This is a genomic window from Pseudomonas sp. CH61 (assembly GCF_059429415.1).
Map to the genome: position 1 here is coordinate 4,070,453 of NZ_CM182098.1, position 22,713 is coordinate 4,093,165.

A 22,713-nucleotide genomic window follows, 5' to 3' on the forward strand; every position below is an offset into this window, starting at 1 on the left:
GCTCCCACATTTTGAAATGCATTCCCCTGAGGGAGCGAGCCTGCTCGCGAAGGCGGCATCGCGGCCACCACAAGAATTACCGGCGTTCCTGATTGCGCGGCCAACTCAGGCTAAAACAAGCCCCCCCCCAGACTCTTGCTCTTGCCAATGATCGCCCGGCCGTCATGCCAGTGAATGATCCGTCGCACAATCGACAACCCCAGACCATGCCCGCCCGACGCCCGTGTGCGGCTGTCGTCCAGACGTAGAAACGGTGTAAAAATCCGCTCCCACGCCACTTCCGGCACGCCCGGCCCGTCATCTTCGACATCCACGCGGCAGCGCAATTGCCCGACCTGATAACTCACCGTCACGTTCGAACGTGCATGGCGCATCGCGTTGCTCACCAGATTCTGCAGCGCTCGATGCAGATAGCGTGGCTCGGCTTCGACCCAGGCATCATCGTTGTCCGCAGCAGACAGGCACAAACCCCGCTGCACGGTGACCTCGGCGCGCAACGGCGCCAGCTCTTCAATTACCTGATTGACCAGCGCATCCAGATCGATGCGCTGGAAGGTCAGCGCCGGCGAACCTTGCTCCAGTCGCGCATAGGTGAGCATTTCATCGACCAGCTTATCGAGATCTTCGATGTCGTGATCCATGCCTTCGCGGTACTTCTCCAGCGCTTGCGGCGTGGTCGCCGAGCCGATCATTTCCAGGCCGAAACGCAGGCGCGCCACCGGCGTGCGCAATTCGTGGGACACCGCGCGCACCAGTTCGCGCTGGATCGCCAGCAACTGTTGCAAGTGCTCGGCCATGCCGTTGAACGCCGACGCCAGACGCCCCACCGAGTCGGCACCGCGCGCCGGCACACGGGTTTCCAGGCTGCCCTTGGCAATCCGCGTGGCCGCTGCTTCGAGGCCGCGCAAACGGCGTTCGAGCTGACGCACCAACAGATAAACGATAAGGCCGATCAGGCTCAGACCAAGTGCCGCAATCAGCACCAGCCATTCCGGCGGGTACGGGTTCATCTGATACAGCGGGCCGATCTCCAGCACCCACGGCGTGCCGACCATGCCGGCAAACACGCGAATCGAATCGCCGCCCTTGCCCAGCGCCATTACCGTATCGCCTTCGGCCACGCGGCGGCTCTGGTCTTCGTCCATGTCGGCGTCATTCACCGTGACCAGGCGCAGATCAAAGCCGAAGCCTTTCTCTTCCTTTATCTGCGCGAGGCGCTTGGGTTGCTCGCCGACCGGTACGCGCACGAGCTCATCGGCCAACAGGTAAATAGTCGCGCGAGCCAGTTGTTCGCTGATCTGCTGCACTTCCCCCACCAGCACCAGTTGCTCTTTGTCGCTGACCATTCGATAGACCTTCGCCGCGTGCGGTCCGGTCTGCTCGACCAACGCCTGACCACGCTGCACGCGGGTGCGCTGGGTCAGATCAAGGTCGGTTTCGGCAAATTTCTTCAGCGCCAGCGGAATCCCCAGTAAACGCTCCCACACCAGCAACGCGCGATGACGCTCGGTTTCGTTCATCGGCTGCAGGTTGCCGGCCATCAGCGAGAACGTGCCGTGGGCCAGACGTTCGCGGTACTGCTCGCTGCGCACCTGGTTGAGCAGGTTCAGCGCCAGCACCCCGAGCACCGCCACCAGAATGATCGCTGCGCACATGCCGCCGTAGATGCGCAGGAAGATCGAGTTCACAGCGGCAGGTCTACGCAGGCTTCGGGAACGAACAGATAACCTTTGCTGCGAATGGTCTTGATCAGGCGTGGATGGTCGGGGTCGTCACCGATTTTCGGGCGAATGCGCGAAATGCGCACATCGATCGAGCGGTCCTGGCCGTCATAGCCGATGCCGCGCAGGGCGGTGAAGATTTCTTCGCGGGACAGAATGCGCCCGGCGTTGGACACCAGCAGCCATAACAGATCGAACTCGGCGCTGGTCAGTTCAATGCCATTGTCACTCAGCCACGCCTCGCGCAAGGCGTCGTCGACCACCAACGGACCAAATTGCAGACGACGGGATTTTTCGGCGACCGGTTCAGGTGTGTCGCTACGTCGCAGCAACGCTTGAATGCGCGCCAGCAACAGACGCGGGCGCACCGGTTTGCACACGTAATCGTCGGCACCGAGGTCGAGCCCCTGGATCTGATCGGCATCGTCGGTGCGCGCGGTGAGCATCAGAATCGGCCCATCGAAATGATTGCGCACCTTGCGGCAAATGCTCAGGCCATCTTCGCCGGGCAGCATCAGGTCAAGGATCACCAGATCCGGCTGCTCCTTGATGATCCGTGCCGCCGCCAGCGCACCGTTGCCTTCGATGTCCACGCGCAGTCCATTGGCTTGCAGGTAGTCGCGCGTCAGTTCGGCCAGTCGCTGGTCATCCTCGACGATCAATACCTGAAAGGCTTGTTGCTCCACCGGTGACCTCTGCTTTCTATTGTTATTGATAAAAGAGGAACGTCTGCCTCGACACACTTCCCTGTGGGAGCGAGCCTGCTCGCGAAGGCGTCGTATCAGCCAACATCTGAGTCAGATGACACAGCGCATTCGCGAGCAGGCTCGCTCCCACAGTTTCAGATCCTCCCGTCCTTTTGTCATGTTTCGGGAGGATAAGAATGCCTGTGCATGGGCCGATTGTATAAACGGCGTACAGCCAGAACACAAGTCGGTAAATGCGTTCGGAGACGGCAGTTTTTTGTGATAGGGTTCGCGCCCTTAAAAAACCGCTGAAGCGTTTTTCCCGGTGAAAAAACGGAGACAAACGGTCTAGCTCAGCAGGTTCGCGGCCTACACGCTTGTTCCTCGTTTCACACACAATTTACGCACAGGTTTATCCACAGGTAGTACGTTGCAACACCCCTCGAAACGCATTATCTTGTAGCACGGCGAAAAAAAAACCCTACATATAGGGTTTTTGACTTAAACGCCCAACCACATTTCAGACCTGAAACTCAAGCGATTTATTGCCGGTTTCCGGTTGAACCAAGCAAGTTTTTCAAAGCCCAAACCGCACTTGCGGATGGCACCGTTTTTTACCTCGCAGCGGCGAGAACGGTACGGGTGTTGCAGTCATTACTGTCACCTGGGAAGGAATCCGGTTCGAGCCCTGGCTCGTAGCCAAAAACTTCGGCAAGGATGCGGCTTCATCAGCCTTTTTTCCTACTGTCCCGAAGTTGTTATACCCGACGCCCGTCGGCTGTAGTGCTTCTGGACAGAACGGTGGGCACCATGATGGTGCCCAAACAAACATAGAGAATGTGGAGACCACCCCCCATGCAAACCGACACAACTCGCGAGAACCCGCAGGGCACCTTGCCGCAGGCCGCTGATTCGAATTCGGATCTGGCAGCCACCGCGCCTGGCCAACTGCGCGTGATCAAGCGCAATGGCACTGTCGTTCCTTACACCGATGACAAGATCACCGTCGCTATCACCAAAGCGTTCCTCGCAGTTGAAGGCGGCACCGCTGCCGCTTCGTCGCGAATCCACGACACTGTTGCGCGCCTGACCGAACAGGTCACCGCCACCTTCAAGCGTCGTATGCCGTCGGGTGGCACCATCCACATCGAAGAAATCCAGGACCAGGTCGAACTGGCCCTGATGCGTGCCGGCGAGCAGAAAGTTGCGCGCGACTACGTGATCTACCGTGACGGTCGTTCGAAAGAACGCGCTGCCCACGCGCCGGCCGAAGAAGCGGTCAACGCTCACCCGTCGATCCGCATCACCCGTGCTGACGGCAGCCTGGCGCCGCTGGACATGGGTCGTCTGAACACCATCGTCACCGAAGCCTGCGAAGGTCTGGAAGAAGTCGACGGCGACCTGATCCAGCGCGAAACCCTGAAAAACCTCTACGACGGCGTGGCCCTGACCGACGTCAACACCGCCCTGGTGATGACCGCTCGTACCCTGGTTGAGCGTGAGCCGAACTACTCGTTCGTGACCGCCCGCCTGCTGATGGACACCCTGCGTGCCGAAGGTCTGGGTTTCCTCGGTGTGGCCGAAAGCGCCACTCACCACGAAATGGTTGACCTGTACGCCAAGGCACTGCCGGCCTACATCGCCAAAGGTATCGAGTTCGAACTGCTGAACCCTGTGCTGGCTTCCTTCGACCTGGAAAAACTGGGCAAGGCGATCAACCACGAGCGTGATCAGCAATTCACCTACCTGGGCCTGCAAACCCTGTACGACCGTTACTTCATCCACAAGGATGGTATTCGTTTCGAACTGCCGCAGATCTTCTTCATGCGCGTGGCCATGGGCCTGGCGATTGAAGAGAAGAAGAAAGAAGACCGTGCGATCGAGTTCTACAACCTGCTGTCGTCCTTCGACTACATGTCGTCGACCCCGACACTGTTCAACGCCGGTACCCTGCGTCCACAGCTGTCGAGCTGCTACCTGACCACCGTGCCGGATGACCTGTCGGGCATCTATCACGCGATCCACGATAACGCCATGTTGTCGAAATTTGCTGGCGGCCTGGGCAACGACTGGACGCCGGTGCGTGCACTGGGTTCGTACATCAAGGGCACCAACGGCAAGTCGCAAGGCGTGGTTCCGTTCCTCAAGGTAGTGAACGACACCGCGGTAGCCGTTAACCAGGGTGGCAAGCGCAAAGGCGCTGTGTGTGCCTACCTGGAAACCTGGCACATGGACATCGAAGAGTTCATCGAACTCCGCAAGAACACCGGTGATGATCGTCGTCGTACCCACGACATGAACACCGCCAACTGGATCCCTGACCTGTTCATGAAGCGTGTCTTCGATGACGGCAAGTGGACCCTGTTCTCGCCATCCGAAGTGCCGGACCTGCACGACCTGACCGGTAAAGCCTTCGAAGAGCGCTACGAGTACTACGAAGCGCTGACCGAATACCCAGGCAAGGTCAAACTGTTCAAGACCATCCAGGCCAAAGACCTGTGGCGCAAAATGCTCTCCATGCTGTTTGAAACCGGCCACCCATGGCTGACCTTCAAAGACCCGTGCAACCTGCGCAGCCCGCAGCAGCACGTCGGCGTGGTTCACAGCTCGAACCTGTGCACCGAGATCACCTTGAACACCAACAAGGACGAGATCGCCGTTTGCAACCTGGGCTCGATCAACCTGCCGAACCACATCGTCAACGGCAAGCTGGACACCGCCAAGCTGGAACGCACCGTGAACACCGCTGTTCGCATGCTCGATAACGTGATCGACATCAACTACTACTCGGTGCCACAAGCGAAGAACTCCAACTTCAAGCACCGTCCGGTCGGTCTGGGCATCATGGGCTTCCAGGACGCTTTGTACCTGCAGCACATTCCTTACGGTTCCGACGCTGCCGTCGAGTTCGCCGACAAGTCGATGGAAGCGGTCAGCTACTACGCGATCCAGGCTTCCTGCGACCTGGCTGATGAGCGTGGCGCGTACGAGACGTTCCAGGGTTCGCTGTGGTCCAAAGGCATCCTGCCGCTGGATTCGCAACAGATCCTGATCGAGCAACGCGGCCAGAAGTACATCGATGTCGACCTGAACGAAACCCTCGACTGGGCACCGGTTCGCGCCCGTGTACAGAAAGGCATTCGTAACTCGAACATCATGGCCATCGCACCGACCGCGACTATCGCCAACATCACTGGCGTATCGCAGTCGATCGAACCGACCTACCAGAACCTCTATGTGAAATCGAACCTGTCGGGCGAATTCACCGTGATCAACCCGTACCTGGTTCGCGACCTCAAGGCTCGCGGTCTGTGGGACTCGGTCATGATCAACGACCTGAAGTACTACGACGGTTCGGTTCAGCAGATCGAGCGCATCCCGCAAGAACTCAAAGAGCTCTACGCGACCGCGTTCGAAGTGGACACCAAGTGGATCGTTGACGCGGCCAGCCGTCGTCAGAAGTGGATCGACCAGGCCCAGTCGCTGAACCTGTACATCGCCGGCGCATCGGGCAAGAAGCTCGACGTGACCTACCGCATGGCCTGGTACCGTGGTCTGAAAACCACTTACTACCTCCGTGCCCTGGCCGCGACCAGCACCGAGAAGTCGACCATCAGCACCAGCAAACTGAACGCTGTTTCCAGCGGCGGCAACCACGGCGACGATTCGGTTCTGGCTGCTCCTGCCGGTCCTGCTCCAGTGCCAAAGGCTTGCGCGATCGACGAGCCGGATTGCGAAGCTTGCCAATAAGCTGAGCTGAATCAGGCGTTGCGAGACGCCTGATACTCTTCAGGCAAAAGAAAACCCCCGACAGACTTCTGGTGTGTCGGGGGTTTTCTTTTGTCTGGAAAAAACCACAGGCATAAAAAACGGCGAAGCCCTGATTGCGGGCCTCGCCGTTTTTATGTTGCAGCCTCCGTCAGCTCATCAAGGACTCGGCCATTGCCTGCCCTACCACCGGGATGGTGAAAGAATCGCCGTTGTTGGTGTAGAAGGTTTCAATGGTGTTGGCCCCCTTGTTCCAGTCCTTCAGGAAAAGACCGGAGTCCAGGTTGCCGCTCTGCACGTCCGCAGCATTGAAGATGTAGACGCCTTGGTCGTTGGTCATGATGCGGACATCATTGAAGCTCTGGATGTTTTTCAGGGTGACGATATCGATGCCCGCGGTGCCGTCATCGGAAATCGCAACCATGGTTTTGGAAGAGACGAAATATGCATCGCTGCCCTCGCCACCATACGCGTCACCCGAAGCATTCAGGTACAGCTTGTCCGCGCCCGCCCCGCCATGCAGTTCGTAGCCATGACCCGAGCCCGTCAACGTATCGTTACCGTCGCCTCCGTTGGCAATGCCTGAAAAGACCGTGATGTTGTCATTACCGGCTTCACCATAAAAGACCGACCCCACATCGCGCGCGTAACCCATGATGTAATCATCGCCATTACCGCCATAAATGGTGTCGGACTGGTTTTGCGTCGAGACAGCTACGGCCAGAGCGCTGATATCCGTGAAGCTATGTCCGTACAGAGTGTCGTTGCCATCACCGCCATACAAGACGTCGTTACCGTCTCCCCCCTCCAACACGTTGGCGTAGGTGTTACCGGTCAAGGTGTCATTGAACGCCGAACCGATCAGATTATCGATATTGATGAGCACATCACCTTGGGCATCGCCGCCGGAGATGGAACCTGTCAGAAGATTGATCTGCACTGCATCGGAACTGTTGACGTACCAGGCGCCATCACCTCGACCCACACCGGTCAAGGTATCCGCACCGCCGCCGCCAATGAAACTCTCGGCGGCTCTGGCACTGCCGGTAAAAGTGTCGGCATAACTTGTGCCCTGGAACGCCTCGATCGAGGTGTAGGCGTCGCCCGCAGCAATACCGGTAAGCACTGTTGGACTCAAATCCAGCGTGACGCCGGAAGTCTCACTCGCAAAGCTGAGGATGTCGGTGCCGCCGCTCCCGTCGAAATTATCCGCACCCAGCCCACCGACGAAGATATCGCCGCTATTTGATCCACGAATTTGCTCGATACCGACATACGTATCACCCAAGGCGATGCCGGAGTTCACGCCGGTCTTGGTGTTGATCGTCACACCGGTCGGGCTGTCGATATAGCTGGCGACGTCAAAACCATTGCCACCAATGAACTGGTCAGCGCCTGCACCACCCGACAAGGTGTCGTTGTTGGCGCCGCCAGTAATGACGTTGTCCAGACTGTTGCCGAACCCGACAAAGCTGCTGTTGCCCACGTAAGTCAGGCGCTCGACGTTGTCGGCCAGACGCAGGTTGGTGACCACAGTGCGCACTTCGTCATCGCCACCGCCGGCGGTTTCGATCACGTTGACTGCCGAGCCATTGACGAAATACACGTCGTTGCCCGCGCCGCCGATCAGTTTGTTGCCTGCAAGGCTCGCGGTCAGCGAGTCGTCAAATGACGAGCCGATCACGGTTTCGATGTTCCACAGTCGGTCGCCCTGCGCGTCACCGCCGACACCGACCGCGCCACTGAGCAGGCTCGCCGTCACACCGCTTGCCGAACCCGAGTAATCAACGGTGTCGTTGTTGCCCATCGAACCATCGAACGTATCGGCGGCTGCGCCACTGATGAAAATGTCGTCGGAGTTCGAGCCTTGAATCACCTCAATGCCAACATACGTATCACCCTCGGCAATGCCGGTGTGGACGCCGGTTTTGGTGTTGATGGTGATCGAGCCGGGACTGTCGATGTAGCTCACGGTATCGGTGCCAGCACCGCCGATGAACTGGTCAGCGCCTGCGCCGCCCGACAGGGTGTCATTGTTGGCGCCGCCAGTGATGACGTTGTCCAGACCGTTGCCGAACCCGACAAAGCTGCTGTTGCCAACGTAAGTCAGACGCTCGACGTTATCGGCCAGACGCAGGTTGGTGACCACGGTGCGTACTTCGTCATCGCCACCGCCGGCGGTTTCGATCACGTTGACTGCCGAGCCGTTGACGAAATACACGTCATTGCCCGCGCCGCCGATCAGTTTGTTGCCTGCAAGGCTCGCAGTCAGCGAGTCGTCAAATGACGAGCCGATCACGGTTTCGATGTTCCACAGTCGGTCGCCCTGCGCGTCACCGCCGACACCGACCGCGCCACTGAGCAGGCTCGCAGTCACACCGCTTGCCGAACCCGAGTAATCAACGGTGTCGTTGTTGCCCATCGAGCCATCGAACGTATCGGCGGCTGCGCCACTGATGAAAATGTCGTCGGAGTTCGAGCCTTGAATCACCTCAATGCCAACGAACGTATCACCCTCGGCAATGCCGGTGTGGACGCCGGTTTTGGTGTTGATGGTGATCGAGCCGGGACTGTCGATGTAGCTCACGGTATCAGTGCCTGCACCGCCGATGAACTGGTCAGCGCCTGCACCACCCGACAGGGTGTCATTGTTGGCGCCGCCAGTGATGACGTTGTCCAGACCGTTGCCGAACCCGACAAAGCTGCTGTTGCCGACGTAAGTCAGGCGCTCAACGTTGTCGGCCAGACGCAGGTTGGTAACCACGGTGCGTACTTCGTCATCGCCGCCGCCGGCGGTTTCGATCACGTTGACTGCCGAGCCGTTGACGAAATACACGTCATTGCCCGCGCCGCCGATCAGTTTGTTGCCTGCAAGGCTCGCAGTCAGCGAGTCATCGAAGGACGAGCCGATCACGGTTTCGATGTTCCACAGTCGGTCGCCCTGCGCATCACCGCCGACACCGACCGCACCACTGAGCAGGCTCGCCGTCACACCGCTTGCCGAACCCGAGTAATCAACGGTGTCGTTGTTGCCCATCGAACCATCGAACGTATCGGCGGCTGCGCCACTGATGAAAATGTCGTCGGAGTTCGAGCCTTGAATCACCTCAATGCCAACGAACGTATCACCCTCGGCAATGCCGGTGTGGACGCCGGTTTTGGTGTTGATGGTGATCGAGCCAGGGCTGTCGATGTAGCTCACGGTATCGGTGCCCGCACCGCCGATGAACTGGTCAGCGCCTGCACCACCCGACAAGGTGTCATTGTTGGCGCCGCCAGTGATGACGTTGTCCAGACCGTTGCCGAACCCGACAAAGCTGCTGTTGCCGACGTAAGTCAGGCGCTCAACGTTGTCGGCCAGACGCAGGTTGGTAACCACGGTGCGTACTTCGTCATCGCCGCCGCCGGCGGTTTCGATCACGTTCACTGCCGAGCCGTTGACGAAATACACGTCGTTGCCCGCGCCGCCGATCAGTTTGTTGCCTGCAAGGCTCGCGGTCAGCGAGTCGTCAAATGACGAGCCGATCACGGTTTCGATGTTCCACAGTCGGTCGCCCTGCGCGTCACCGCCGACACCGACCGCGCCACTGAGCAGGCTCGCCGTCACACCGCTCGCCGAACCCGAGTAATCAACGGTGTCATTATTGCCCATCGAGCCATCGAACGTATCGGCGGCTGCGCCACTGATGAAAATGTCGTCGGAGTTCGAGCCTTGAATCACCTCAATGCCAACGAACGTATCACCCTCGGCAATCCCGGTGTGGACGCCGGTTTTGGTGTTGATGGTGATCGAGCCAGGGCTGTCGATGTAGCTCACGGTATCGGTGCCCGCACCGCCGATGAACTGGTCAGCGCCTGCACCACCCGACAGGGTGTCGTTGTTGGCGCCGCCAGTAATGACGTTGTCCAGACCGTTGCCGAACCCGACAAAGCTGCTGTTGCCAACGTAAGTCAGACGCTCGACGTTATCGGCCAGACGCAGGTTGGTGACCACGGTGCGTACTTCGTCATCGCCACCGCCGGCGGTTTCGATCACGTTCACTGCCGAGCCGTTGACGAAATACACGTCGTTGCCCGCGCCGCCGATCAGTTTGTTGCCTGCAAGGCTCGCGGTCAGCGAGTCATCGAAGGACGAGCCGATCACGGTTTCGATGTTCCACAGTCGGTCGCCCTGCGCATCACCGCCGACACCGACCGCGCCACTGAGCAGGCTCGCCGTCACACCGCTTGCCGAACCCGAGTAATCAACGGTGTCGTTATTGCCCATCGAGCCATCGAACGTATCGGCGGCTGCGCCACTGATGAAAATGTCGTCGGAGTTCGAGCCTTGAATCACCTCAATGCCAACGAACGTATCACCCTCGGCAATCCCGGTATGTACGCCGGTTTTGGTGTTGATGGTGATCGAGCCGGGACTGTCGATGTAGCTCACGGTATCGGTGCCCGCACCGCCGATGAACTGGTCAGCGCCTGCACCACCCGACAGGGTGTCGTTGTTGGCGCCGCCAGTGATGACGTTGTCCAGACCGTTGCCGAACCCGACAAAGCTGCTGTTGCCGACGTAAGTCAGGCGCTCAACGTTGTCGGCCAGACGCAGGTTGGTGACCACGGTGCGTACTTCGTCATCGCCACCGCCGGCGGTTTCGATCACGTTCACTGCCGAGCCGTTAACGAAATACACGTCGTTGCCCGCGCCGCCGATCAGTTTGTTGCCTGCAAGGCTCGCAGTCAGCGAGTCATCGAAGGACGAGCCGATCACGGTTTCGATGTTCCACAGTCGGTCGCCCTGCGCGTCACCGCCGACACCGACCGCACCACTGAGCAGGCTCGCCGTCACACCGCTTGCCGAACCCGAGTAATCAACGGCGTCGTTATTGCCCATCGAACCATCGAACGTATCGGCGGCTGCGCCACTGATGAAAATGTCGTCGGAGTTCGAACCTTGAATCACCTCAATGCCAACATACGTATCACCCTCGGCAATGCCGGTGTGGACGCCAGTTTTGGTGTTGATCGTGATCGAGCCGGGACTGTCGATGTAGCTCACGGTATCAGTGCCAGCACCGCCGATGAACTGGTCAGCGCCGGCGCCGCCCGACAGGGTGTCATTGTTGGCGCCGCCAGTGATGACGTTGTCCAGACCGTTGCCGAACCCGACAAAACTGCTGTTGCCAACGTAAGTCAGGCGCTCGACGTTGTCGGCCAGACGCAGGTTGGTGACCACAGTGCGTACTTCGTCATCGCCACCGCCGGCGGTTTCGATCACGTTGACTGCCGAGCCGTTGACGAAATACACGTCGTTGCCCGCGCCGCCGATCAAACTGTTGCCCGCCAGACTTGCGGTCAGGTTGTCGTTGAACGCAGACCCGACGACCGTCTCAATGGAGGTCAAGGTGTCACCCTGCGCATCCCCGCCAATACCCGTGCCTGAAACCAGGTTAACGGTTACCCCGGCTGTCGAGTTGGCATAAGACGCGGTATCGATACCGTTCCCGCCATTCAAGACATCAGCACCTGCCCCGCCATCCAGCAGGTCATTGCCCTCGCCACCACTCAGCGAGTCATTTCCTGCAAACCCATACAACTCATCCGCACTTGACGTGCCTACCAGTGTGTCCGTACCCGACGTTCCGTTTATAACTGCCATTGTTTCTTCCTTGCCTTTTTGATGAATCGATAGTCAACGCAATGCTTCAGAATCGCCTCGACAAGGCCGAGTACTTTTGCGCTTGGTCATTGATGAGACGTTTAACCGCCCTGCAACCAGAGGTCTCCATGACCTGCGGAAGTTTGACGCGCCCCCTCCTTTGCTCGGGGCATCTGCAATTACTGCACCACAGCTGCCGACGAACGGTAGGTCTCTAAGAAAAGCCTGACAGCAGGCAAAAAAAAACCGACGCCCAAGGCGTCGGTTTTCAGTGCAGCGATTCGATCACATCAGGTCATCTGAATGATGGTCTGCATGATGGTGCTCTGGGTCGAAATGGTCTTCGCGTTCGCCTGATAGTTGCTCTGGCCCTTGATCAGGTCCACTAGCTCATTGGTCAGGTTAACGTTTGACTCTTCCAGCGAGTTGGACTGAATCGAACCCAAGGTGCCGGTTTCCGGAGCGTCATAACCCGGGATACCTGAAGCGAAAGTCTCCTTCCAGCTGGTGCCACCTACCGCTTGCAGACCTTGCTCGTTAGTGAAGCTGGCCAGGGCAACCTGACCGATCGCCTTGTTCTGGTTGTTGCTGAAGTTGGCGAACAGCGTACCGGTGCCGTCGATGGTCAGGTTGGTTATCTGGCCAGTGGCGTAACCATCCTGAGTCGGGATGGTACGCGAGGTGTCAGCGTTGTACTGAGTGGTCTTGGCCATCGAAATGGTTACACCATCCGGGTTGGCAGCTGCGCCGTTAGGTGTAAAGACACCGTTGGTCACTGTGCCTGGCTTCCAGTTCATCAGGGTCAGATCGCTGCTGATCACCGGAGGATCACCTGCAACCGCGGCAGGCGTGCTGACCTGGACGAGTTTGCCGGCAGAGTCGAACGTCAAAGTCGATGCAATCGGCGGAGTGGCAGCTTTGCTTGGATCACTGCCGGTGGCATCCGGGTTGCGCCCATCGACCAGCGTGTACACCTTCCAGGTGTTTTCGCCCGTCTTCACGACGTACTGATCCATGTTGTGCTTGTTGCCCTGCGTGTCATAGATCGGGGTGCTGAACGACTCGGTGTAAGTCTCGACCTTGGACGGGTCGAACTTGACAGCGTTGGTGCCGGTATCAACGATCACCGGTGCCGACGAGTTCAGGTTGATGCTCGAAGCCACGGCCGAAGTGGACTTCGGCGCCAGGTTCGAGGTGTCGATCTTCAGGTCGGTCAACACACCCTTGATGATCTTGCCGCTGGAATCCACGGCGTAACCTTGCAGACGCGAGGTGTAGTCGGTGTTGGTGATGAAACCGGCGTCGTCGACTTTGAAAGTACCGGCACGGGTGTAGGAAATCGAGCCGTTGTTGCTCATGGTGAAGAAGCCGGAACCGTTGATACCCATGTCCAGCACGTTACCGGTGTTGTTGATGTCACCCTGAGTGAACTGCTGGGAAACGTTGGCCAGGCGAACACCGTTGCCGATGACTTTGCTGCCGGTGCCCAGACGGGTCGCCGAGTAAACGTCTTCGAATTCTGCACGGGACGACTTGAAACCGGCGGTCGCGACGTTGGCGATGTTGTTACCGGTCACGTCCAGTTGTTTGTTGGCTGCATAGAGACCGCTAAGGCCGATATTGAAAGACATATTCCACTCCTTTGTTGCCGGTTAGTCGGCTCTATATACCAATGGTTTGTACTTTGGACAGGGCAACGGAGCCCTTGCCAGCCAGGTTGAGCATCAGCTCGCCACCGGTCTGGCTGATCGTCACGCTGTTGACCGTTGCCGGCAGGTAAGTGGCCAGATCGGTCGCGGTGCCGTTGATCGGTGCGCTCGCCTTGAAGGTGTAGGTACCGGTCGGCACGAGGGTGCCGGACGTGTCCTTGCCGTCCCAGGTGAAGCTGGCACTACCAGCGGCGCGACTGCCCAGATCGATGGTGCGAACCGTCTTGCCGCTGCTGTCGGTGATGGTCACGGTACCCTCAGCAATGGACGTCGACAGGTTCACCGAACCGGTCAGGCCTTTGCTCGGATCGTCGAGCTGCGCGGTGTTGGTCTGCACGATCACATTGCGACCGACCAGCGACGAAGCTTGCAGCGCCTGCGACGAGTTGTAGTTGCCGGCCAGGCCACTCACGGTGGAGTTCAGCGTGGTGATGCCTTCGAGGCTGCTGAACTGCGCCAACTGCGCAACGAATGCGCTGTTGTCCTGCGGGTCGAGCGGGTTCTGGTTTTTCAGCTGGGTGACCAGCAATTGCAGGAACGCATCCTTGCCCAACGCTTGACCGCCGGTGGCACTGTTGGTCGCCGAGGCGATGCCGCCCGTCGTGGTGCTGCTGGTCTTCGCCGAGTTGGCGAGGATGTCCTTCAGGCTCGGCGTAGCGGTGGTATCGGTAACACTCATGGCAGTCGCCCCTTATTACTGACCGAGGGTCAGTACCTTCTGCATCATGGTTTTGGCGGTGTTCATCATTTCGGCGTTGGTCTGGAACGAACGACTCGCGGAAATCATGTCAGCCATTTCTTCCACCACGTTGACGTTCGGGTAGTAGACGTAGCCTTTGGCGTCAGCCGCCGGATGATTCGGCTCGTAGCGCGCTTCGAGGTTGCTCTGGTCTTCGACCACACCGAGCACCTGTACGCCCTGACCGGCCGCGTCCTGGCTCTGGAACAGCGAATTGCTGCCGCTGTTCTGGCCGCCCTGGAACATGGTGGCGAATACCGGGTGACGGGCGCGATAGGTCTGGTCGATGCTCGACGAGACGGTCTCGGCGTTGGCGATGTTCGAGGCCACGGTGTTCAGACGCGTGGTCTGTGCGCTCATGCCGCTGCCGGCAATGTTGAAAACGCTGGACAGGGACATGAATTACTCTCCGCGCAGGGCTGATACCAGCCCTTTGAATTTGCTGTTGAGCAGGGTGAAGCTGGCCTGGAAGCCGACGGCGTTTTCCGCGTAGTTCGACTGTTCCAGTTGGGCGTCCACGGTGTTCTGGTCGATCGAAGGTTGCATCGGCGTGCGATACATCAGCGATTCGTCGCCGTTGCCCAGGCCTTCAGCTTCGATGTGACGGCTGTTGGTCATGTTCAGGGCGATGGTGCCGTTGGCGTTTTTCTGGGTCTGTGCTTCAAGCACTTTGGAGAAGTCCAGATCCCGCGCCTTGTAGTTCGGGGTGTCGGCGTTGGCGATGTTGTTGGCCAGCACTTCGGCACGCTGGGCGCGGAAGCCCAATGCCTTTTCGTGAATGCCGAGCGCTTTATCGAAGCTGATGCTCATGTCGGGAACCTTCAGGTGACCGGTTTTTCGTAACTGAGCTTTAGCAAGCGCCGTGCCAAACCATAATCCCCCTATAAACCGGGGCTTTGCCGGGAGTCGGCAAAGCGGCAATGCCAGAAAAGCGGCAACCGGTTTCCGCCGGATGCCGCTTTTCTGCCGCTTGCCGTCCATCTCATACACACCACGGTCCCTGTAGGAGTGAGCCTGCTCGCGATAGCGGTGTGTCAGGCACCGATGATGCTGAATGTGCTACCGCTATCGCGAGCAGGCTCACTCCTACAGGGGTTTTGTGGTGTCAGGGAGAAATTCCGCAGGCACAAAAAACGGCAGGCCTTTGCGGGCCTGCCGTTTTTTGTGTTGCCGATGCAATCACTTCGCCTGGTAAATGATCCCCGGGCTGCACTGCACCATCTGGTAATGGTCCGGCAAACCGTTCAACGCTTCGGAAGCGCCAAGGAACAGATAACCGCCCGGCTTCAACGTGCTGTGAATGCGCAACAGGATGTCTTTCTTCACTTCGGCAGAGAAGTAGATCAACACGTTGCGGCAGAACACGATGTCGAACTTGCCCAGCGCGGCATAGCTGTCGAGCAGGTTGAACGAACGGAACTCCACGCGGTTCTTGATCGGCGCCTTGATCACCCAGCGCCCCGGCCCTTTCGGGTCGAAGTAACGCTGCAAACGTTCCGGCGACAAACCACGACCGATCGCCAGGCTGTCGTACTCGCCCGTCTTGCAGTTGGTCAGCATAAGGCCGGACAAATCAGTGGCAACGATCTGCACACCCATCTTCAACTGGCCAAGGTTGCTGCGCTCGAACTCGTCGATCGACATCGACAGCGAGTACGGTTCCTGGCCCGACGAGCACGCCGCCGACCAGATCCGCAGACGCTGGTTGGGGCTGGCCTTGATCGCTTCAGGCAGTACCTTGTTCTTCAAGACTTCAAACGGATAGGTGTCACGAAACCACAGGGTTTCGTTGGTCGTCATGGCATCGACCACCTGCTCGCGCAAACCGCTGCGCGGCTGGGTCTGGATGCGCTGAACCAGCTCACCCAAGGATTTGATGCCTTGCTGCTCCATCAGTTTGTTGAGACGGCTCGAGACCAGGTATTGCTTGTTTTCACCGAGCAAAATGCCACAGGCTTTTTCCAGGAACACCCGGAACTGTTCGAAATCCAAATTACCCGTAGACAATGATGCCGCCTCTTAAATCGTGTTGACCGCCAGGGGCAGAAGGCCCCTAGCTGATATCTGCTGCTTTGATCCGGTCGACTACCCGGGATGCCAGGTCATCAGGGCGGAACTTGGCCAGGAAGTCATCAGCACCGACTTTCTTGACCATCGCCTGATTGAATACCCCGGACAACGAAGTATGCAGGATGATATGAAGCTTTTGCATGCGTGCGTCGCCGCGGATTTCCGCCGTCAGGGTGTACCCGTCCATCTCCGGCATCTCGATGTCGGAAATCATCATCAGGAACTCTTCTTCCGGCTTCTTGCCCTCGTCGACCAGCTTGCGCAGGTAATCCAGCGCCTGCTTGCCGTCGTTCAGCGCCACCACTTCGACACCGATCGTCTGTAGACAACGCGTGACCTGCTTGCGCGCCACCGACGAGTCATCGACCGTCAAGACACGCAACGACAGTGCCTTGGTCTGGGTCTCGACATCGACCACGCCCACCGAAATCGCTTCCGGTGTCGGCGCAACTTCCGCCAGCACTTTCTCGACGTCGATGATTTCGACTAACTGATTGTCCACCCGAGTCACAGCGGTCAGGTAATGATCGCGACCCGTGCCCTTGGGCGGTGGATGAATCTCTTCCCAGTTCATGTTGACGATGCGCTCCACCGAGCGGACCAGGAAACCCTGGGTCTTGGTGTTGTACTCCGTGATGATCACGAACGGGTTGTTCTTGTCTTTCAACGCTCCGGAACCGGTGGCCATTGCCAGATCAAGGATCGGAATGGTCGCCCCCCGGATATTTGCCACCCCGCACACGACAGGACTGGACTTGGGCATCAACGTCAGCGACGGGCACTGCAACACTTCCCGCACCTTGAACACGTTGATTCCATAGAGCTGCTGACCGTCAAGACGGAACAACAACAGCTCCAGGCGATTCTGCCCTACCAGTTGCGTGCGCTGGTTCACCGAATCCATTACACCAGCCATGCCCAGACTCCTACATCAACGCCAAGTGTTGTTGCGACGCACATTCATTGCTAAACGGCACGGCGCTTGCTTTTTAACTCGTATGAACGCTCAAACGACATTTTTTCGACGCCTGACATCTCCCCTCCGCAGAGGGCTTTGTGCTGCGGGCGCTATTTGCTGCTTTTTTGCTGGCAGCCCTGCCATTGCTGATGCGGTTACCTTGCCTGACATGCTTATCGGCGTCACTCAGGGCTTTCTTGAGTTCACCGTAGAAGACTATCTGGCAACCAGTCAAACGGAAGGCCGCTACGAAATCGAAGTAAACCAGCTCGACCCCCGCATGCGCATGCCTATGTGCGACAAGGAATTGACAGCGACTTTGGAGAGTCCCGCACGTCCGTTGGGCCGGGTTACCGTGAAGGTTCGCTGCGAAGGCGCCTCGCCCTGGACCGTGTTCGTGCCCGCTCAAGTCCGCCTGTTTCGCGAGATCGTGACCACCACCCGACCGCTGAAACGTGCAGGGATTATCGAACCACAGGACGTGACCCTGCGTGAGCGCGACGTGAGCACGATCAACCAAGGCTTTCTGACGTCGGTAGACGAAGCGATCGGGCAGAAATTAACCCGACCAACGGTAGCCGATCAGGTCATCACCTTGGTTCATCTGGAACAGGCCGAAGTCATTCGCAAAGGCGATCAAGTGGTCATCACCGCCCGCAGCGGCACGCTCGCCGTGCGCATGCCCGGGGAAGCGCTGGCCAATGGCGGTTTGAAGGAACAGATCCGGGTGAAAAACCTCAACTCGCAACGGGTCATCAAGGCGCAAGTCACCGCGCCGGGCCAAGTGGAAGTCGCGATGTAGAAAACTGGCGCTGACCCCGGCTGTTCCCTAAACTGTGCCGCAGCAGGACACGCGCCGGCGCATGCAAGGCTCATTGTAAATGTGCCTAAAGTTTTCCAGGGGATGGCCGAAAACATGGCAAGCGTCCAAATTCCCAGAGGTTTTTATCATGGTCATCGATTTCAGCCGTTTGAACAGCTCCTCGTCACTTACGGGCAGTACACGTACCAGCAACGCCAAGGAAACCGCCGAAACCGGCACCTCCGCGCCGCTGAATACCCAGGCCGAACCGGCCAGTACCGCAAAAAGCGGGGAATCGGTACACCTCAGCAATGAGGCTCAACAGTTGCAGAAGGTCACTGACAAGCTGCGCGATCAACCTGCTGTCGACAAAGCCCGTGTGGCCGAGTTGAAAGCCGCGATTGCCGATGGCAGCTATAAAGTCGACAGCAACCGTGTAGCCAGCAAACTGCTCAACTTCGAAGCCCAGCGCTAGGCCTTTGCCGGCGCGAGGCTTTTGGACGCTTAACACCCAAGGCCAGCCATGCACGACACTAATTTATTGCAACTGATCAACGACGACTTTGCTCCAGCTCAACAATTGCTGGAGTTGCTGCAAACCGAATCTCTCGCGTTGCACGGTCGCGACATGCCCCTGCTGGAAGAAATTCTGGCGCACAAACAGGCATTGATCATTCTGCTTGAACAGCATGGCCGCAAACGCAGCGAAATACTCGCCAGCCTCAACTTGCCGACAGACCGCAGCGGTCTGGAGCAACTGGCTGGCCAGTCGAGCATTGGCGAGCAGTTGTTGACGCAAGGCGATGCATTGACCGATCTGATTGCTCAATGCCAGGCCGCCAACGTCAAGAACGGCCAGTCGATCCAGATCCAGCAGGCCGCCACGGCCAATCAGCTGAAGATCCTCACGGGTGGTGAAGCGCCGGCGCTGTATAACGCCAGCGGCACTTTTGCCAAACCCGCCACACCGCGTCCGCTCAGCCAGGCATGAGCCGTTGATGCGCCAGCACTATCAACCCGAGAAACATGCTGGCAAAATGCTGGCAAGTCGTCATATTTTGTCTGGAGATTGATAAACCGTGTCCAACGCCCTCAGCGCGGATGATGCTCCGCAGCCCCCTAAGGTGCTTACCACGCCACTGGAAATCTCCAGCAACCTGCGCCAGCTGCAAGAGAGCCACGATCCGCTGATCATCACCTTTCATGAGCGCAGCCAGCGCTTCCAGAGCTATCTGATCAAAGTTGACCGCGACAGCGCTTCGATCGCGCTGGACGAGATGATCCCGCGTGATGGCGAACGCTTTCTGCTCGCCGGCGAACCATTCAAGGTCGAAGGTTTTCATGACGGTGTGCGCATTGCCTGGGAATGCACCGGCACGCTGAATATCGAAGAGTCCGAAGGTGATCGTTTCTACACCGGCGAGCTGCCCACTGAAGTGGTTTACCACCAGCGCCGCAATGCCTTCCGCGCCGCGCTGAAACTGACTGATCTGGTCAGCGTTGAACTGGGCGGCGAAAAGCTCAAGGCTCCGATCAACGGCAAACTGCTGGATATCTCCGCGACCGGCTGCAAGCTGCGTTTCGAAGGCGATATCACTGATCGTCTGCAATTGGGCCAAGTCTATGACCGCCTGATCGCGCCGCCACTGTTCGGCAACCAGCCGACCTCCGTCGAATTGCGCTATCTGCACTTCGAAGAAAAACTCAACATCACCTTTGCCGGCCTGCGCTTCCACAACATCAGTGGTCAGGCAGCGCGCAACGTTGAGCGTTTCGTGTATCAGTTGCAACGTGAAGCACGCCGTTTCGACAAAGACGATATGTGATTCGCAGCGACAATAAAAAGGGCAGCCCCTGGTGGGACTGCCCTTTTTTATGCGCGGTGCTTTTTGTTCAGTTCAGGGTCTTCCGCCGCTGAGATCCGGTGCAGGCTTGTCGCTACCGCTATCCGATTCCGCTTCTGCTGCAGGCTCTGGCTGCGCATCGGCTTCAGGCTCCGGCTCGGGAGTCGGCGGCGCTTGCACAGGGTCCTGCACCATCTGCTCCTGCACCACCTGCTCGTCTACTCGAGGGTCAAGCGCTGCCACCAGTGGCGAGCTGGACATGCTGTCGGGCATGGCCACGTGATGCAGCGGCGCATCGTCGACCTGATGCAGATTGGTCACGGCTTTCGGCCGTATCCGCCATACCAGCACCAGCGCGAAGAAGCTGAAAAACGCATACAGGCTCTGACTGCCGAAAAGCTTCATCAGCACACCCGCGAGCAACGGCCCGATGCTCGCACCGACCCCGTAGGTCACCAACAGCATCGCCGTCAGCGACACCCGGCGATCACCCTCGACATGGTCATTGGAGAACGCCACCGCCAGTGGATACAGACAGAACTGTACCAGCGAACAGAGAAAGCCAACCCCGAACAGCACCTCAAGCGGCACCTGCGGCAACACCGCCAACGGCAACGCCGCCACCGCGAGGAACCCGGCAAAGCAGCGAATCAGCAACGCCCGGTCATAACGATCGGACAACCAGCCCAACGGCCACTGCACCAGCAAACCAGCAAAGATGCAGCTACCCATGAACAGACCGACCTGCTCGGTCGACAGTCCCTGCTGCGAGGCATACAACGGTGCCAGACCGTAGAACGAACCGATGATCAAACCGGCACCGAGCACCGTGCTCAAAGACTGCGGCACCCGCTTGATAAAGAAGCGCGGTTCCATCGGTGCCGGATGCAGGGGCGCCGGGTGAATCCTTCGAGTCAATGTCACAGGCACCAGACACAGCGCAAAGCACAGCGCGACCAGCATCAGCAGTTCCAGACCCAGCCCTGGGTGCATGACCAGAATCAATTGACCCAGCACCAGGCCAAGGTAAGACGCGATCATGTAACCGCTGAACACCAGACCTCGCTGATTGGCGTCAGCCTGCTCGTTGAGCCAGCTCTCGATCACCATGTATTGGCACATCATGCCCAGACCGACAATGGTCCGCAGCACCAGCCACGCCGGCAGCCAATCGACCAGCCCATGGCCGAGCACCGCCGCCCCGACGATCCCGGCACAGGCGGAATAAGCACGAATATGCCCGACACGGGCGATCAGCCGGTGACCGATCTTGCCGCCCAGCACCAGGCCGAAATAGTTGGCCGCCATCAGCGCACCGACCCAGAGGCCGTCGACATTGTCAGCGGCCAGACGCAAGGCCAGATAAGTGGATAGAAGGCCCGAGCCGATCAACATCATCAGCGAGGCGAAATACAGCGCTCGAAAGGATTTCCAGATTTGGCGCATCGGCGTTCCGAGCGGCTCCTTGCAGTAAATATCGGGCTACCAGAACGATAGCCCGATGGCGGCGGTACGTCAGGCCTGGGCTGCTAGAACACGTCGTTCCCAGGGAGTGATTTCATCAAAGAAGCTGGTCAACTCCATGGTCTTCGAAGCGATGTAGCCTTCGATGAACTCCTGTCCGAACAGTTCCCTCGCCAATTGGCTACGTTTCAGACGTTCGAGCGCGGCATGCAAAGTACACGGCAGCGAGAGGTTGTCCGGCACTTCGAACTCGCCCTGAATCGCCTCGCTCGGTTCCAGCTCATGCTCGATGCCATGCAAACCGGCAGCCAGACTGGCCGCAATCGCCAGATACGGGTTCGCATCGGCGCCCGGCAAACGGTTTTCCACCCGACGAGCAGCCGGCGCACTCGCCGGAATTCGCAGCCCGGCCGCACGGTTGTCGTGGGACCAGCACGCATTGTTCGGCGATGCATAGGGATGGCACAGCCGCTGATAGGAATTCACATTGGGTGCAAACAGTGCGGTGAAATCAGCCATGCCTGCCTGCTGACCACCGATGAAGTGGCGGAACATCGCCGTCGGCTGGCCGCTTTCGTCGCTGAAGACATTCTTGCCACTGCCGATGTCGACGATGCTCTGGTGAATGTGCATCGAACTGCCCGGCGTGTGTGCCAGCGGTTTAGCCATGCACACCACGGTCAGACCGTGCTTGAGCGCGACTTCCTTGAGCAGATGTTTGAACAGAAAGGTCTGGTCGGCGAGCAACAGCGGATCGCCGTGCAGCAGATTGATCTCGAACTGGCTGACACCCATTTCGTGCATGAAGGTATCGCGCGGCAGTCCGAGTGCCGCCATGCATTTATAGACTTCGTTGAAGAATGGCCGCAGACCGTTATTGGAGCTGATGCTGAACGCGGATTGGCCATCCTCGCGGCGACCGTCGAGACCGACTGGCGGGCGGAACGGTTGGGTCGGATCGGTGTTGGGGGCAAAGACAAAGAATTCCAGCTCGGTCGCCACCACCGGCGCCAGGCCCCGCGCGGCATAACGGGCAATGACTTTTTTCAACTGGCCACGGGTCGACAGACTGGAGCTTTCGCCGGTCAGTTCATCGGCATCGCAAATGGCCAGGGCACGCGGGTCGTCGCTCCACGGCAAGCGATGGATCTGGGTCGGCTCGGCGACCAGTGCCAGGTCTCCGTCATCGCTGCCGTAAAACCGCGCTGCCGGATAACCGCCCATGATGCATTGCAGCAGCACACCCCGCGCCAACTGCAAACGCCGTCCTTCGAGGAACCCCTCGGCGGTCATCACTTTGCCCCG

General features: G+C 58.7%; 15 protein-coding genes and 1 pseudogene. 5 read left to right on the forward strand and 11 right to left on the reverse strand.

Annotation, left to right across the window (positions count from 1 at the left end; genetic code table 11):
* Window positions 1-76: 76 nt before the first annotated feature.
* Window positions 77-1,688, reverse strand: a pseudogene (locus AC5SEM_RS18255) (ATP-binding protein).
* The gene (locus AC5SEM_RS18260; RefSeq protein ID WP_116033307.1) at window positions 1,685-2,407 is read right to left on the reverse strand and encodes a response regulator; all 723 of its coding nucleotides are present in this window, start codon (window positions 2,405-2,407) and stop codon (window positions 1,685-1,687) included. The pseudogene AC5SEM_RS18255 and the gene AC5SEM_RS18260 overlap by 4 nt, the downstream one beginning before the upstream one ends.
* An 855-nt stretch (window positions 2,408-3,262) precedes the next feature.
* On the opposite strand from AC5SEM_RS18260, the gene AC5SEM_RS18265 reads away from it, so the two are divergent.
* The gene (locus AC5SEM_RS18265) at window positions 3,263-6,157 is read left to right on the forward strand and encodes a ribonucleoside-diphosphate reductase subunit alpha (protein ID WP_495470973.1); all 2,895 of its coding nucleotides are present in this window, start codon (window positions 3,263-3,265) and stop codon (window positions 6,155-6,157) included.
* Between the two features lie 169 nt (window positions 6,158-6,326).
* Here AC5SEM_RS18265 and AC5SEM_RS18270 read toward each other — a convergent pair whose 3' ends face one another.
* The 7 genes from AC5SEM_RS18270 to AC5SEM_RS18300 all read right to left on the reverse strand — a co-directional run bounded on the left by AC5SEM_RS18270 (window position 6,327) and on the right by AC5SEM_RS18300 (window position 17,256).
* Window positions 6,327-11,822, reverse strand: a complete 5,496-nt coding sequence (locus AC5SEM_RS18270; RefSeq protein WP_495470974.1) for a beta strand repeat-containing protein — start codon at window positions 11,820-11,822, stop codon at window positions 6,327-6,329.
* 290 nt (window positions 11,823-12,112) lie between these two features.
* Window positions 12,113-13,453 carry a flagellar hook protein FlgE gene (flgE, locus tag AC5SEM_RS18275; RefSeq protein WP_077574148.1) on the reverse strand — a complete coding sequence of 447 codons (1,341 nt, stop codon included), beginning with the start codon at window positions 13,451-13,453 and terminating at the stop codon, window positions 12,113-12,115.
* Between the two features lie 31 nt (window positions 13,454-13,484).
* Window positions 13,485-14,210 carry a flagellar hook assembly protein FlgD gene (gene flgD / locus AC5SEM_RS18280; protein ID WP_077574149.1) on the reverse strand — a complete coding sequence of 242 codons (726 nt, stop codon included), beginning with the start codon at window positions 14,208-14,210 and terminating at the stop codon, window positions 13,485-13,487.
* Window positions 14,211-14,225: 15 nt separating this feature from the next.
* On the reverse strand, window positions 14,226-14,669 hold the full coding sequence (gene flgC / locus AC5SEM_RS18285; RefSeq protein WP_003227217.1) for a flagellar basal body rod protein FlgC: 444 nt from the start codon (window positions 14,667-14,669) through the stop codon (window positions 14,226-14,228).
* Between the two features lie 3 nt (window positions 14,670-14,672).
* Window positions 14,673-15,080 (reverse strand): flagellar basal body rod protein FlgB, encoded by a 408-nt coding sequence (gene flgB, locus AC5SEM_RS18290; RefSeq protein WP_007917581.1) that lies wholly within the window; start codon window positions 15,078-15,080, stop codon window positions 14,673-14,675.
* Between the two features lie 369 nt (window positions 15,081-15,449).
* Entirely contained in the window at window positions 15,450-16,277 is an 828-nt protein-coding gene (cheR, locus tag AC5SEM_RS18295) for a protein-glutamate O-methyltransferase CheR (protein ID WP_007917583.1), read from the reverse strand.
* Between the two features lie 46 nt (window positions 16,278-16,323).
* A complete protein-coding gene (locus tag AC5SEM_RS18300; RefSeq protein ID WP_007917585.1) occupies window positions 16,324-17,256 on the reverse strand; it encodes a chemotaxis protein CheV in 933 nt (310 codons plus the stop codon).
* 82 nt (window positions 17,257-17,338) lie between these two features.
* On the opposite strand from AC5SEM_RS18300, the gene flgA reads away from it, so the two are divergent.
* The 4 genes from flgA (at window position 17,339) to AC5SEM_RS18320 (ending at window position 19,926) form a co-directional block, all read left to right on the forward strand.
* Entirely contained in the window at window positions 17,339-18,100 is a 762-nt protein-coding gene (gene flgA, locus AC5SEM_RS18305) for a flagellar basal body P-ring formation chaperone FlgA (RefSeq protein ID WP_095123060.1), read from the forward strand.
* A gap of 148 nt (window positions 18,101-18,248) precedes the next feature.
* Window positions 18,249-18,575 (forward strand): flagellar biosynthesis anti-sigma factor FlgM, encoded by a 327-nt coding sequence (flgM, locus tag AC5SEM_RS18310; RefSeq protein WP_077574151.1) that lies wholly within the window; start codon window positions 18,249-18,251, stop codon window positions 18,573-18,575.
* Window positions 18,576-18,623: 48 nt separating this feature from the next.
* Window positions 18,624-19,091 carry a flagella synthesis protein FlgN gene (locus AC5SEM_RS18315; protein ID WP_123594385.1) on the forward strand — a complete coding sequence of 156 codons (468 nt, stop codon included), beginning with the start codon at window positions 18,624-18,626 and terminating at the stop codon, window positions 19,089-19,091.
* A gap of 88 nt (window positions 19,092-19,179) precedes the next feature.
* Window positions 19,180-19,926: a flagellar brake protein gene (locus AC5SEM_RS18320; protein ID WP_095123064.1), complete on the forward strand. Its 747-nt coding sequence runs from the start codon at window positions 19,180-19,182 to the stop codon at window positions 19,924-19,926.
* A 72-nt stretch (window positions 19,927-19,998) separates the two neighbouring features.
* Here the strand turns inward: AC5SEM_RS18320 and AC5SEM_RS18325 are convergent, their stop codons facing one another.
* Together AC5SEM_RS18325 and AC5SEM_RS18330 are read right to left on the reverse strand one after the other, a co-directional pair.
* Window positions 19,999-21,390 (reverse strand): MFS transporter, encoded by a 1,392-nt coding sequence (locus tag AC5SEM_RS18325; RefSeq protein ID WP_123594384.1) that lies wholly within the window; start codon window positions 21,388-21,390, stop codon window positions 19,999-20,001.
* Window positions 21,391-21,459: 69 nt separating this feature from the next.
* Window positions 21,460-22,701, reverse strand: coding sequence for a glutamine synthetase family protein (locus AC5SEM_RS18330; protein WP_495473480.1), 1,242 nt, complete (start codon window positions 22,699-22,701; stop codon window positions 21,460-21,462).
* Window positions 22,702-22,713 lie beyond the last annotated feature (12 nt).

Coding starts and splice junctions, on each gene's coding strand:
- flgB (WP_007917581.1), bottom strand. CDS start 15,080: ATGAGCATCAGCTTCGATAAAGCGCTCGGCATTCACGAAAAGGCATTG.
- AC5SEM_RS18270 (WP_495470974.1), bottom strand. CDS start 11,822: ATGGCAGTTATAAACGGAACGTCGGGTACGGACACACTGGTAGGCACG.
- flgA (WP_095123060.1), top strand. CDS start 17,339: ATGAACGCTCAAACGACATTTTTTCGACGCCTGACATCTCCCCTCCGC.
- AC5SEM_RS18325 (WP_123594384.1), bottom strand. CDS start 21,390: ATGCGCCAAATCTGGAAATCCTTTCGAGCGCTGTATTTCGCCTCGCTG.
- flgM (WP_077574151.1), top strand. CDS start 18,249: ATGGTCATCGATTTCAGCCGTTTGAACAGCTCCTCGTCACTTACGGGC.
- AC5SEM_RS18265 (WP_495470973.1), top strand. CDS start 3,263: ATGCAAACCGACACAACTCGCGAGAACCCGCAGGGCACCTTGCCGCAG.
- flgC (WP_003227217.1), bottom strand. CDS start 14,669: ATGTCCCTGTCCAGCGTTTTCAACATTGCCGGCAGCGGCATGAGCGCA.
- flgD (WP_077574149.1), bottom strand. CDS start 14,210: ATGAGTGTTACCGATACCACCGCTACGCCGAGCCTGAAGGACATCCTC.
- flgE (WP_077574148.1), bottom strand. CDS start 13,453: ATGTCTTTCAATATCGGCCTTAGCGGTCTCTATGCAGCCAACAAACAA.
- AC5SEM_RS18330 (WP_495473480.1), bottom strand. CDS start 22,701: ATGACCGCCGAGGGGTTCCTCGAAGGACGGCGTTTGCAGTTGGCGCGG.
- AC5SEM_RS18300 (WP_007917585.1), bottom strand. CDS start 17,256: ATGGCTGGTGTAATGGATTCGGTGAACCAGCGCACGCAACTGGTAGGG.
- AC5SEM_RS18315 (WP_123594385.1), top strand. CDS start 18,624: ATGCACGACACTAATTTATTGCAACTGATCAACGACGACTTTGCTCCA.